11 protein-coding genes and 1 tRNA gene are annotated in these 13,731 nt (G+C 42.6%); 10 read left to right on the top strand and 2 right to left on the bottom strand.

Annotated features, from left to right (window positions below; all coding sequences use genetic code 11):
* The first annotated feature begins 216 nt into the window (after window positions 1-216).
* The 10 genes from IKL48_01750 (at window position 217) to IKL48_01705 (ending at window position 10,021) form a co-directional block, all read left to right on the top strand.
* Complete coding sequence (locus IKL48_01750) at window positions 217-1,197, top strand: ABC transporter ATP-binding protein (GenBank protein MBR3603405.1); 981 nt, start codon at window positions 217-219, stop codon at window positions 1,195-1,197.
* On the top strand, window positions 1,194-2,186 hold the full coding sequence (locus IKL48_01745) for an ABC transporter ATP-binding protein (protein ID MBR3603404.1): 993 nt from the start codon (window positions 1,194-1,196) through the stop codon (window positions 2,184-2,186). Before IKL48_01750 ends, IKL48_01745 begins: the two co-directional genes overlap by 4 nt.
* A gap of 8 nt (window positions 2,187-2,194) precedes the next feature.
* Complete coding sequence (locus IKL48_01740) at window positions 2,195-3,337, top strand: M20/M25/M40 family metallo-hydrolase (GenBank protein MBR3603403.1); 1,143 nt, start codon at window positions 2,195-2,197, stop codon at window positions 3,335-3,337.
* Between the two features lie 2 nt (window positions 3,338-3,339).
* Window positions 3,340-4,368, top strand: coding sequence for an ABC transporter permease (locus IKL48_01735; GenBank protein ID MBR3603402.1), 1,029 nt, complete (start codon window positions 3,340-3,342; stop codon window positions 4,366-4,368).
* Window positions 4,361-5,233 carry an ABC transporter permease gene (locus IKL48_01730; protein MBR3603401.1) on the top strand — a complete coding sequence of 291 codons (873 nt, stop codon included), beginning with the start codon at window positions 4,361-4,363 and terminating at the stop codon, window positions 5,231-5,233. Before IKL48_01735 ends, IKL48_01730 begins: the two co-directional genes overlap by 8 nt.
* A 46-nt stretch (window positions 5,234-5,279) precedes the next feature.
* A complete protein-coding gene (locus IKL48_01725) occupies window positions 5,280-6,905 on the top strand; it encodes an AMP-binding protein (GenBank protein ID MBR3603400.1) in 1,626 nt (541 codons plus the stop codon).
* Window position 6,906: 1 nt separating this feature from the next.
* Window positions 6,907-8,412 (top strand): CCA tRNA nucleotidyltransferase, encoded by a 1,506-nt coding sequence (locus IKL48_01720; GenBank protein MBR3603399.1) that lies wholly within the window; start codon window positions 6,907-6,909, stop codon window positions 8,410-8,412.
* A gap of 43 nt (window positions 8,413-8,455) precedes the next feature.
* Window positions 8,456-8,526, top strand: a tRNA-Gly gene (locus tag IKL48_01715).
* An 18-nt stretch (window positions 8,527-8,544) separates the two neighbouring features.
* Entirely contained in the window at window positions 8,545-9,192 is a 648-nt protein-coding gene (locus tag IKL48_01710) for a glycogen-binding domain-containing protein (protein MBR3603398.1), read from the top strand.
* Between the two features lie 328 nt (window positions 9,193-9,520).
* Window positions 9,521-10,021, top strand: coding sequence for a prepilin-type N-terminal cleavage/methylation domain-containing protein (locus IKL48_01705; protein MBR3603397.1), 501 nt, complete (start codon window positions 9,521-9,523; stop codon window positions 10,019-10,021).
* A gap of 40 nt (window positions 10,022-10,061) precedes the next feature.
* On the opposite strand, the gene IKL48_01700 is transcribed toward IKL48_01705, so the two are convergent.
* The gene (locus IKL48_01700; GenBank protein ID MBR3603396.1) at window positions 10,062-10,616 is read right to left on the bottom strand and encodes an RDD family protein; all 555 of its coding nucleotides are present in this window, start codon (window positions 10,614-10,616) and stop codon (window positions 10,062-10,064) included.
* Between the two features lie 111 nt (window positions 10,617-10,727).
* A complete protein-coding gene (uvrA, locus tag IKL48_01695) occupies window positions 10,728-13,682 on the bottom strand; it encodes an excinuclease ABC subunit UvrA (GenBank protein MBR3603395.1) in 2,955 nt (984 codons plus the stop codon).
* Between the last annotated feature and the right edge of the window lie 49 nt (window positions 13,683-13,731).

The raw sequence follows: 13,731 nt of genomic DNA, 5'->3' as shown, positions 1-13,731 counted from the left end.
TTAAGATGCTTCTGGGATCGCACGAACGATCATGGCAAGAAAGTAGCACGCGGAGTATACTTTGGCTTGGTAGATTTTAAAGCACAAAACGGCAGACAACACTGCCAAAAGGTAGTAAAAATATTAATCCCGAGATAAAATATTTTCTCTGCAAAACCCCGCCAAATCGGCGGGGTTTTTTGTTAGAAAATAGAAGTAAAATAGTATAATATTAGCATGAATGAGCGCGAAGAAACAGTGCTAAAAGTGCAAGACTTAAAAGTGGCCTTTCGTACAGAATTGGGTACGGCCGAAGTTTTGCATGGAATTGATTATCAATTAAAAAAAGGAAAAGTCCTTGCCGTAGTGGGGGAATCCGGCTGCGGAAAAACGGTTCACGCGCTATCTCTTTTAAACCTCCTGCCGACGGGAGGAGAAATAACTTCCGGCCATATTTACTTTAAAAATAAAGACATTCTGACGCTTTCTTCTGAGCAATTGCGCAAATTACGCGGGGCTAAAATCTCTATGATTTTTCAAGACCCGATGACCAGTTTAAACCCTATCCGTACGGTGGGAGACCAATTAACAGAAACTATTTTAGCACATACATCTTGCACAAGTTTGCGGGCCAAAGCAACGGCTGAGCGTTTGTTAAAAAAAGTGGGCATTGTCAATGCTCGTGAAAGAATGAAGGAATATCCTTTTCAGTTTTCCGGCGGGCAACGCCAGCGCATTATGATAGCGATGGCATTGTGTCTGCGTCCGGATATTTTAATTGCCGATGAACCTACCACTGCTTTAGATGTCACCATTCAAGCACAAATTTTAAAACTTATTAAAGATTTACAAATACAAAATCACATGGCGGCGATTTTTATTACGCATAACTTAGCCATTGTGGCAGACGTGGCTGATGAAGTGCTGGTTTTATACGGTGGTTATTGTGTAGAAAAAGCAAACGTGTCGGATTTGTTTTCTAATCCTAAACACCCCTATACGCAGGGGCTTTTGAGTTCTTTGGTGTCTGTAAATCAAAAACAGGAGATTTTGCCTGCCATTGAGGGATATCCGCCGGTAGCGGGAATGGTTTTAAAAGGCTGTCCGTTTGCGCCGCGTTGTCCGAAAGCCTGTGCTAAATGTCAGGAGTCTTTGCCTCCTATTTTTAAACAAAATGAGCATGAGGTGCGTTGTTGGCTTTGGGAGGAGAAGGCATGAGCACGCCTGTGTTGATTAAAAACTTATTTAAAGCCTATCGAAAAGGAGGCTGGTTTAGCAAAAGGCAAGAAAAAACCATTTTGCAGGAGGTCAATCTTACCTTACATGAGCATGAAGTTTTGGGCTTGGTAGGAGAGTCCGGTTGTGGCAAAACGACCCTAGCCAAAGTGATTTTGGGGCTTGAAAAATATCAATTTGGTTCTGTGCAGGTGTTAGGTAAAGAGTTAAAAGAACTCAGCAAAGCACAATTGCAGCATTTGCGTAGAGAGTTGCAAGTAGTTTTTCAAGACCCCTACTCTAGTTTAGACCCACGCATGACGGTGCGACAAATTTTGTCAGAACCTTGGGACATACATGGCCTGTATAAAGAAAAAGCATTGCGTGCTAAAAAATTAAAAGAATTGGTGGAGTCTGTAGGCTTAGATTCTGCCCATTTGGCCCGATATCCGCACGAGTTCTCAGGCGGTCAGCGCCAGCGTATCGCCATTGCGCGGGCCTTGGCTTTAGAGCCTAAGATTTTAGTAGCAGATGAGCCTGTATCTGCTTTAGATGTATCCGTGCAGGCGCAAATTTTAAATTTGTTGAAAGAAATTAGCCGTAAACGTGGTTTGAGTGTGTTGTTTATTTCGCACGATTTTGGCGTGGCTCGTTTTTTATGTGACAGAATAGCGGTGATGTATCAAGGGCAAATAATGGAGTGTGCTCCGGCAGAAAGCCTGCTTAAAAATCCGCAACACCCATATACGGAAGATTTGCTCTCGGCCGTTCCGTTGCCCAATCCTGCTTTGCAAAAAAAGAGAGAGCCGCTATCTGCAAAATACAATGCTTCTTTGCAAGCAAAGCCTTGCCCGTATGCACCACGTTGTCGGTATTACAAATCCCATCTTTGTGATAAGAAAAAGGGTTTGGCAGAAACTCAAGAAAAAGGCCATTATTGTGCGTGTGTGCGTTTACCGTTTAAAGATAACAAAAGTTCGTGGGCCATATAGGGGGAAAAATGTTAAATGAAAAAAGATTGTTGGATACTTTTTTAGAATTAGTGCAAATTGACAGCGAGTCTTTTCAAGAGGGGAAAATACATCAGTTTTTAGTGGAAAAATTGAAAAAAATAGGTTGTCAGGTATATGTGGATAAAGCCGGTAAAAAATTTAACACCGATGCTCCGGGTAATATCATTGCTACATTAAAAGGCAAAATATCGGGCAAGCCGTTTATTTTGTCAGCCCATATGGATACGGTGTTTCCCGGTGTGGGAGTAAAGCCCTGTATTAAGAAAGACCGTATCACTTCCGACGGAACGACTATCTTGGGTGCAGATGATAAAGCCGGCATTGCCATTATTTTGGAAATTTTGCAAACCTTAAAAGAAAGAAAAGAAGAACACCCTTCCGTTCAGGCCATTTTTACTTTGTGTGAAGAAAGCGGTATGAGAGGTGCGAAAAATTTGGATTATACCAAAGTCAAAGGGAAAGACGGGTTGATTTTGGATAATGAAAGTGTTGAAGAATTATTAGTGCGCGGTCCCGGAAAATATAATTTTGATGTGGTGATTCATGGGGTTTCTGCTCATGCGGGCGTTTGCCCCGAAAAAGGCATTTCTGCTTTGGAAGTGCTAACTAAAGCCATGAGCCTGATGAAACACGGCCGCGTAGATGCAGAGACGGTTTGTAATTTTGGTGTTATTTCCGGTGGAAGAATTATCAATGCAGTCCTTTCAGAACTGAGTTTGAAAGGGGAAGTGCGCAGTCTAAATGCTAAAAAATTGGAAAAGCAAATCAAACATATGAAGGATTGTTTTGCCAAAGCGGCTAAATCTTTTGTGAAAAAAGTAGACGGAAAAACAATTCAACCGAAAATTGAAATTAAGACTGAATTGAGTTATGCCGCTCAAAATATATCCAAAACTGCTCCGGCGGTCAAATTAGCATTGGCCGCTGCCCGTAAACATGGAGTAAACTTAAAAGCCGTTGCTTGTGGCGGTGGCTGTGATGCTAATGTCATGTTTGCACATGGATTAAATTTGCCCAATATCGGAGTGGGGGTAGAAAAATGCCACTCTACGGAAGAATATTTGATTTTGTCTGATTTTTACAAGATAGCACGTGTGGTGTTAGATACGGTGCTCAGTTATCGCGGATAGATATGACTCGCTATATTTTACGAAGACTTCTTTTATTGCCACTGGTGGTGTTGGGTGTGACTTTTTTACTGTTTTTGTTGACCCAACGGCTCAGCCCTGAGATGCGTGCATCTTTGTACATCAAAGATCCTCGTCAAATGGGTGCAATGGAGGAGGTAATTGTAAAATATGGTCTGCGCGACAATGTGTTTAAGCAGTATGGCCGTTGGTTAGCAAGTGCCTTACAGGGAGATTTGGGATATAGTCATAGTGCTAATATGCCGGTGGCTACTGCGATTAGAGAATATTTGCCCGCTACGGTTCAACTAGCTTTTGCCACTATTTTTCTGGTGCTTTTGTTGGGCATTTGGTTTGGGACATTGTCGGCAGTGAAAAAAGATAAATGGCAAGATGTGCTGACGCGTTTGATTTCGGTGGGTGGGTTTTCGCTGCCGATTTTTGTGCTGGGTCTATTGCTGCTGATGCTTTTTTATGGAAAACTCGGGTGGTTTCCGCCGGGTGGCTATTCCGTTATGACCGACGTCACTATTCATGGGCCTTCTTTTCATCAATATACAGGGCTGTTGTTGGTAGATGCGTTGCTCAATGGCAATTTGCGTGTTTTTGCAGACGTGTTGCGGCATTTGTTTTTGCCGGCATTTACTTTGTGTATCGGTTCTTTTGCATTGATGGTACGCGTGATGCGCTCAAGTATGTTGGAAGAATTGGGCAAAGATTATGTGCGTACCGCGCGGGCCAAAGGATTACCGCAGACCACTGTGATTTATAAGCACGCCGGTAAAAATGCTATCATTCCCGTTATTACACTGGCCAGTATACAGTTTATCCGTTTGTTGGGCGGAACAGTGATTGTGGAGACGATTTTTGATTATCCGGGTATTGGACGTTTTGGGGTGACGGCCGCCCAACAATTAGACATTGCCGGTATTATGGGATTTTCTTTGATGGTGGCCGTATTATTTGTATTGGGGAATTTGCTGTCTGATATTTTATATACGGCGGTAGACCCGAGGATAAAACTCAGTGAATAAGCGTATTTTTAAACGTATTGTGAAGAATAAAGCCTCTTTAGTCGGGTTTGTTTTGGTGGCTTTTTTTGCATTGGTTGCGTTGTTGGCACCTGTTTTAGCCCCTGCATCTAATGCTAATAATCCTTATCAAATTCCACAACACAGTTATGAAATCATTCCGCAAGCGCCCTCATCTCAACATTGGTTCGGAACTTCTGAACAGCAATATGATTTGTATTATGGCGTTGTGTGGGGGACAAGGCTGGCATTTAAGGTGGGAATCACCGTCACTTTTTTTGCTTTTTTAATCGGGCTTTTTTTGGGTTCGATGGCGGCCTATTTTGGTGGAAAAACAGATGAGGTAATTATGCGCTTTACCGATGTGGTTTTTGCCGTACCTTCTTTAGTTTTGGCAATGGTGATTGCTGCTATGTTGGGGCCGGATTTAAATAATATGATGATTGCGCTGACAGCAGTGGCATGGCCATCTTATGCGCGTTTGGTACGCGGAGATGTGTTGTCAGTAAAAAATAGAGATTTTGTGACGGCCAGCAGGGCTTTGGGCGCGCGGGGGCCCAGATTGCTGCTTAAACATATTTTGCCTAATTCTATTTATCCCTCAGTGGTGGTGGCTAGTTTAGATATTGGCTACATTGTGTTGACGGCGGCTTCTTTGTCATTTTTAGGATTAGGTGCCCAGCCGGGTACGGCAGATTGGGGACAGTTGATTGCTATGTCGAGAAATTGGGTGTTGGGCGATGGGGTAAATACCTTTGCGTACTGGTATACAGTGGTCGTACCGGGGGGAGCAATTTTCTTGTTTGTGCTGGGGTGGAATTTGTTGGGAGATGGCTTTCGCGATATATTAGACCCCCGACAAGGTTAAATTTAAGCTACAATATAGTATAAGGATATTTTTAGGAGAGGTTCTTATGATTAGAAGAAAAGATTTATATACATCTTTAAGTGACAGTGCTTTTCGCTATCCGCAAAAAGTAGCTGTGGCGGAAGCAAGCACTGGTAAGAAGCTGACCTATTTGGAACTATTGATGAAGGTGGACCGTGCAGCCGACATGTACTGGGAACATGGTATCCGCAAAGGTGACCGCGTGGCTATTGCCTTGCGCAACTCTATTGATACGATTGTTGCCAACTATGGCCTTTATAAAATCGGGGCTATTGCTATTCCGATGAACTTCATGGTCACCAAACAAGAAGAACTTCATTTTATTTTAAATAATTCCGGTGCCAAAGCAGTGGTGACTCAGTCCGAGTTTATACGCCATTATGTAAAGGTGCAACCCTCTTTGCCTGATTTGAAATATGTTTTTTCTGTAGATTCTGTGCCTACCATTGCTCAAGATAAAGAGTTTGTGGAACTTTTCTGGGAACAAATCGAAAAATCTACTTGTCACGAAGAAACTGCCGGTGCCTGTGCTCAGTTGGAAGACGATGCTTTTATTCTTTATACCTCCGGCACTACCGGTCAACCCAAAGGTGCCATGTTAACGCATGGAAACTTAGCCAGCAATATTATTTCTGCCGCACAAATCTTCAAGATTAATGATGATGACTGCTTCTTGTGTTTGTTGCCGATGTTCCACTCTTTTGCATGGACGGCTTGTGTGGTTCTTCCGCTTTACTTAAATTTAAAAGTGGTCATTGTGGCTAATGTGATGCCGGCTAAGACATGGCTTTCAGCGATGGGTAGCGAAAAGGTGACCTTGCTGTTAGCTGTGCCGCAGATTTTGGCCGTACTTTCCAAAGAAGCCAAAGGTTTTAAACGATTGTACTTACAATTCTGGCCGTTTAAAAATGTACGCTTTGCCGTATCCGGCGCTGCTCCGTTAACGCTGGAAATCAAAGAACGCTTTGAAGAAAAAATCGGCGTGAAGATTTTGGAAGGATATGGATTGACCGAAACCAGCCCTGTAGTCAGTGTAAATACGGAACAATTACAGAAAATTAAATCTGTCGGTCCGGCTATTCCGTCTGTAAGCACATTGGTGGTAGATGATGACGGAAACGAAGTGCCACGCAACTGTGAGGGTGAGTTGTGCGTCAAAGGGCCGAACGTGTTTCGCGGTTATTTTGGTAATCCGCAAGCAACTAAAGATGCTTTCACCGAAGATGGCTGGTTTAAAACCGGCGATATTGTATCGATTGATGATGACGGATTTATTTTCATTAAAGATCGTAAAAAAGACATGATTATTATCAAAGGCTTGAAAGTGTTTTCTGCTCAAGTGGAAGCCACTATTAACACCTGTCCCGGTATTGAAGAATCTGCTATTATCGGTGTGCCCGATGGAAAAGGCGGAGAATTTATTAAATGTTATGCCGTCAAAACGGAAAATTCTGAATTGACTGATGATCAATTCCGTAAATTCTTAAAACAGAATTTGGACAATTACAAACGTCCGCGTGATTTTGAATTTGTGAAAGAATTACCGCGCAACAGCTTACGCAAAGTACTCAAACGCAAATTGCGCGAAGATGCTATCGAAAAATTGAAACAACGCGTCGCTGAGGGCGAAGTTGAAGAAAAAGAGCAATAAGATGGATTTAGTCCGCGCACTACGAACGTATGTTCCTGACGCCTATTTTGTGGGCGGCGTAGTGCGCGATTCTTTACTTAAAAAACCTTCCGGTGATATAGACTTGGCTTTGCCAAAATCTCGTGTAAAAGAGGCGGCCCAAAGCCTGGCTAAATATCTTAAAGCGGCTACGTTTGAAATGGACGCACAGTTCGGTGTGTGGCGTTTGGTCACGCGCAAAGAAAATTTGCAAATAGATTTGACCGCCTTTCAAGGAAAAGACCTAAAAGAAGACTTGCTTCGTAGAGATTTCACCTTTAATGCTTTGGCTTATCCTGTCACTGCTCCGATTGAAATAGAAGTTGAAAAAAACAAAGGTCAAAAGGCGCAAGTGCGGTTAAAAAAAATCCAACAGAAATTTTTGGTTGATTTAAAGGGCGGTGTGCAGGATTTGTGCGCACGTCAAATTAGGCTCAATCATAGCCGCGTTTTGCAAGAGGATCCGCTGCGCATGTTGCGTGCTTTCCGCCACGCGGCAGAGCATAAATTGGTTCTGTCTGCTTCTGCTTTGCGCCAAATTAAAAAAGATGCTGCTTTAATTGTTCAATCTGCCGGTGAAAGAGTGCAAGAAGAATTAACCCGCCTTTTTAACACCCCGCGTGCGTATGAAAATGTGATACTGATGGAAAAAACGGGTTTGTTGACGGCTTTGTTTCCAGCGCTTGAAGACCAACGAACGTGTGCCGAATGTTATTATGGAAAAGGCGGAGTGCTTAAGCATACATTGGATTGTTTTAGGAGAGAAGAGTGGTTGTTGGAAAATTTGCAAAAGGCTTTTCCCAAATATCATAAAAAACTGGAAAAAATAAGTAGCAACAAAGCCTTGTTTAAAATGGCGGTGCTTTTGCATGACATCGCTAAGCCTGCTACTGCCAAAGTGCAAGGGGATCGCTTGCGTTTCTTTTATCATGAGCAAAAAGGGGCGCAAATGGCGCGCAAGATTTTGGACAATTTGCATTACAGTAAAGCCGATAACCGCCTGATTTGCGCTATGATTGCAGAGCATCTTCGCCCGAGTAATCTGGCCAGTAATGATGTAATTACAGACAAAGGTGCTTATAAATTTTTCCGCGATTTAGCAGACGCGGCTTTGCCGATGCTGCTGCTATGTTGGGCCGATTATACCAGCTATATTACAGATGCTCAACTGAGGCGCATTTTGCCTAAAAGTGCTGATAAACTGATGAGTATTGAAACAGCTAAAAAGACGGAAAATGTGGGCAAAACCTTGCGCCATATGCAGGTGTTGAGCCTATTATTAAAAAAATATTTTGATTCTCCTAAAAAAATAAAACCCTCTAAACTTCTTGACGGAAGGGAAGTGATGCAGGCTTTGTGTTTGCCGTCTTCTCCGCTTATCGGAGAGATTTTGGAAAGTTTGGCCATAGCGCAGGTGGAGGGGGAAGTGACGGATAAACAAACGGCTTTGGCTTTTATACAGCGTAAATATGGTAAAAAAACCGCCTAATGCGCGGTAAAAGTGCTATAATATAGACGCTGAGATAATTTATGCGGGCGTGGTTCAATGGTAGAATGGGAGCTTCCCAAGCTCTAGACGAGGGTTCGATTCCCTTCGCCCGCTCTTTTTTAAAAGGATCTTATGGTAGACGAAAAAAATAACACCTCCGAAGTAGCAGAGTTTGGGTCCAAACTCCCCACGCAAAGCAATAATAAAGACATTTGGTTGTTCTTGATTATTGTAGACGTCGTGTTGTTGTGTGTGTTCGGGTTTTTCTTGTATAAAAACCTTTCTGCTCGTCTGCTCGCACCGGAAGATCCTGCCAAGACTCCTGCCATAGCGGTAGAGGAAACTTTGGAGGAAGTGTCTGTAGCGGCAGAACCGGAAGAAGTGCTGACTGTTTCTGCTGAGCCGGAAGTAGTGACCCCTGTGGTGGAAGAAGTGCAAACCCCTGCAGTGCCGGAGCCAAAGGTAGCCCCCGTAGCGGAAGAAGAAAAACCGGTCGCTCAACCGGAAGAAAAGAAGGAAAGTATTATTATCAAGAAAAAGGCCGGAAGTAAATACCGCCAAGTGACTTTCCGCTACTACGGAGAAGGCGATAAGGTGGCGGTGGTCAGTGGATTTACGATGGCCAAACCCCGCGCCTTGAAGAAAAAGGACGGCTATTGGGAAACGACACTTTCCATCTCTCCCGGAACATATAAATTTTTATATATAGTAGACGGTAAGCAAACCACCGATCCTTATGCAGAAGAAAAAGACGGAAGATCAGTTTTGGTAGTAGAATAAGATTTAAATCAAAAAATCCCGCTCTTAGGAGCGGGATTTTTCCTTACTTTTTCTCATTGCTGAAAAAGAAAGTCTGCTGCTATCCGATAAAATATAAAAACACCTGTTTTTAGGCAATTTTGTGAACTCGTGGTTAAGAGCACGCACCCACACAAAACAGAAGACTCCTAAAAACGAGTTTTTATCGGCCTTTTAAATATCGGCGGAAAACGGCAAGGAAAGGAAAACTTCTTTTTTTGGTTGTTTTTTCGTTGGGAAAAAAATAGAAAGTTGACTCGGTTTTTTTGTTTAATAGTCTTATCGAGATATTATGAAAGGAGTAGGGATTATGAAAAAAGGTTTTACTTTGATTGAACTATTGGTGGTTGTGTTGATTATCGGTATTTTATCTGCAGTAGCATTACCCAAATATCAAAAAGCAGTGGAAAAAACCCGTACGAGCGAAGCCATGACTTTATTAAAAAATATACAAGATGCTGCCAACGTGTGTTGTTTGGAAAAAGGGGGTTGCAACCCTGGTGAGATCATGTGTGGTTTTGATGAGTTGGCAATTTCTCTGTCGGGGATGGATTGCGGAGATAACACAATATGTACTGGAAAGAATTTTGAATATATCTGTGATGAAGGCGGTTGTGCCAACCCATATGCTTGGAGAATAAACTCTGAATATGAATACCATATTACGTTTGCAGGCCCTTTTTATCATGTAGAAAATTATAGAAATAAACATCTTTGTAGCGGGGATAATACCAAAGGACAAGAATTATGCATGGCCTTAGGTGGTAAAGAAATAGAAGTTGACGGAACACGAATTACTTTTGAAATATAAAAAATCCCGCTCTTAGGAGCGGGATTTTTTTGTTTAGGATTTATTTTAGGTTATCGCTCATGGGTGCTAAACTCACCTTTTCGTGGAAGTTTTGATATTGCGGTAGTACCACCCACCATACCAACAAAGAAACAAATACCACTGCCAATAAGACCGATATCACCGTCACTAACGTAAGTACCGGTTCGTCTTCTTCTACGTAATGGTCCGGATCAAACGGAGTATCTTTTTCTACCACCAAACTTTTACTTAATCGGTCATGCAATGTTTGGTTTTGCTTATCAAAGGCTGCGGAAAAAAAGCCAAAGTAAAAAGTAAAATTAGTCACCAAACGGGAAAATAAGCGCTTGGTGGCTTTTCCAAAACTCAAACGCTGGCCACGCTTATCCACTACTTTTAGACCCAAAAGTTGTTTGCCCAAACTAGCCTGCTGCGGCGAACTTTCCAACAGGGCATAATAGAGCCAGATAATCACCAACATCAGCAAAGACAGCGTGAAATTATCAATCAACTGTGCCAATATCCAAAAAAGTATGGCAAATATCAAGACATCTATGACAAATGCCCAAAAACGCTTCCATATACTTGCATGCATACATTCCCCCTATGCGGCTAATCTATACTATCAGTATAACAGGGGGGAACGTTTTTGTCTGCTAGTATTTAGGGTTAGAAAAGGCCGCGTGTACAACAGCGGCCTTTAGTATTATTTTTGGGAGGAAGATTTTTTCTTCTGTTTTTTGGTTTCTGTTTCTTTTGTTTTTATTTTAGCCGTTTTGCCTGTGGCCGGCGGTAAGCCGTTAGCCTTACGAAATGCGGCCACTTCGTTTAGTTCTGTTTTGAGGTATTGTCCTGTATAGGAATGAGGGTTCTGTGCCACTTGATAGGGGGTTCCTTCCGCCACAATCATTCCGCCTTTATCTCCACCTTCAGGTCCTAAGTCTATCAACCAATCGGCAGTTTTAATGACGTCTAAATTATGCTCAATAATCAGTACCGTATTTCCTTTATCTGCCAAGCCATGTAAGACGTGTAGAAGTTTATCAATATCAGCAAAATGCAGGCCGGTAGTAGGCTCATCTAAAATGTACAAAGTTTTACCGGTCCCTTTGCGAGAGAGTTCATCTGCCAATTTGACACGTTGGGCTTCTCCGCCGGATAAAGTGGTGGCCGCTTGCCCCAACTTGATATATCCTAATCCTACATCTTGCAGGGTTTGTAAATAGCGCTTAATTTTGGGAATAGAGTCAAAAAATTCTAATGCCTGCGAAACGCTCATTTCTAATACGTCTGCAATATTTTTACCTTTGAATGTCACTTGTAAAGTGTCTTCATTAAATCGCTTGCCGTTGCATTCTTCACAACGTACGTAAATATCCGGTAAAAATTGCATTTGTATTTTTAAGATACCGTCTCCCTGACATTTTTCGCAGCGGCCTCCTTTTACGTTAAAAGAAAACCTACCCGCTTTATAGCCGCGTCGTTTGGCTTGCGGCATCTCGGCAAAGAGTTCGCGAATATGGGTAAACAGGCCGATATAGGTGGCCGGATTAGAGCGCGGTGTTTTGCCGATGGGGCTTTGATCAACGATAATTACTTTATCTATATTTTCCAGCCCTTTTATGGTTTTGTGTTTGCCGGCCACTTCTTTGGCATGATAAAACTTTTGAGCGAGGGATTTGTATAAAATTTGATGTACGAGTGTACTCTTGCCCGAGCCGGATACCCCCGTCACGCAGATCATTTTGCCTAACGGAATTTTGACATCAATGTTTTTAAGGTTAAATTGCTGAGCTCCCAAAATTTCAATATATTTTCCGGTGCCGCAGCGCAAGGTTTCTGGGGGTAAAATACAACGAGTACCGTTAAGGTAGGAGGCGGTGAGGGATTTAGAATCCTTTAAAAACTCAGCTGTAGGCCCTTGACTGACTACTTCTCCGCCATGCTCTCCGGCAGCGGGGCCCAATTCCACCACCCAATCGGAGGCCAAAATGGTATCTTTGTCATGTTCTACGATAATAAGTGTGTTGTCCAGATCCCGCAAATCTTTTAAGGTGGCAATCAGACGGTCATTATCGCGCGAGTGCAGGCCGATGGTAGGTTCGTCTAGTACATACAAAACTCCCGTTAGTCCGGATCCGATTTGGGTGGCCAAGTGAATGCGCTGGGCTTCCCCGCCGGAAAGTGTTTGGCTTTTGCGTTCTAACGTCAAATAACTTAGCCCTACGCTGTTTAAAAAATCCAAACGGGCCTTGATTTCTTTCAGCACATCTTTGGCAATCGTTTTTTCTTTATCATTTAATTGCAGACAGTCAAAAAATTCCTTCGCCGCCGAAACTTGCATCGCCACGATTTGAGCAATGTTTTTTCCGCCGATATATACGGATAAAGCCTCCTGTTTTAAGCGTTTTCCTTCACAAACGGGGCAAGTAATTTCGCGCATAAATCGGTTGTAAACTTCTTCTTTTACAAAGTCGCTTTCGCTTTCATCATGGCGACGCTTTAAATTGGTGATGACACCTTCAAAATCTTGGCTGTTGCCTGAAATGACGGAAGTATATTGAGCCCCGCCCGTTCCGTATAAAAGCAGATCCCGTTGTGCTTGAGGCAATTGGTTCCATGCAATATTCATATTGATTTTGGCTTGGCGGCAAACTTGTTTTAAGATGTCGTAATAATATTCACTCCAAGAATTTTTCCATCGGTGTGTACGCGTAGTGACGGGGTTGTCCCATGCAACGATGGCTCCTTGATTTATGGAAAGGGATGTATCCGGCACGACTAAATCTTCGGCAATTTCTATTTTAATACCTAATCCATTGCATTCAGGGCAGGCTCCGTAAGGAGAATTGAATGAAAATAAGCGCGGTTCCAATTCACTAAACCCAATACCACAATGGGCGCAGGCATTATTTTCGCTATAAGTAAAAGCAAAAGGTTTGTTCCCTTCACTTTCTTCCACCGAAACTAATCCTTTGGAATATCTTAATGCCAACTCCAAAGACTCCACGATTCTTTCCCGTTCAAATTCTTCTACATAAATTTCATCGGCCAATAGTTCAATAGTATGTTTTTTGTAGCGTTCTAAAGTGGGGATCGTATCCAGTGTGCAAATAATGCCGTTAACGCGCACTTTGACAAAACCTTCTTTTTTTAGTTTGGCAAACAGTTCTTCGTAGGTGCCTGCTCTGCCTCGCACAATGGGAGAAAAAATATAAACGGTTTTGTCTTCGAATTTTTTTAAAATATCAGCAGTAATGGCTTGTACGGACCAACTTTGCACAGGTCTGCCGCATTGGGGGCAATGGCGTTGACCGATGCGGGCAAATAATAAACGCAAATAGTCGTATATTTCCGTCACAGTGGCTACGGTGGAGCGCGGGTTTTTAGAAGGGTTCCTCTGCTCTATGGAGATGGCCGGAGAAAGGCCGGCAATATGCTCCACATCGGGCTTTTCCATCAGTTCTAAAAATTGCCGAGCATAGGCAGACATACTTTCTACGTAGCGGCGTTGTCCTTCTGCATAAATAGTGTCAAATGCCAACGAACTTTTTCCGCTGCCGGAAAGACCTGTCACTACAACCATTTTTTCTTTGGGTATTTCTACCGTAATATTTTTTAAATTATGCCCTTTGGCTCCGATTACTTTAATGCTTTTCATAGAAAACTCTTTTTGCTTGCGATAATGCCGTTTTTTTGTTAAATTGTTA

This window comes from Elusimicrobiaceae bacterium, from assembly GCA_017520185.1.
Lineage (GTDB): Bacteria > Elusimicrobiota > Elusimicrobia > Elusimicrobiales > Elusimicrobiaceae > Avelusimicrobium.
This window is presented reverse-complemented; position numbering and strand designations above follow the sequence as displayed.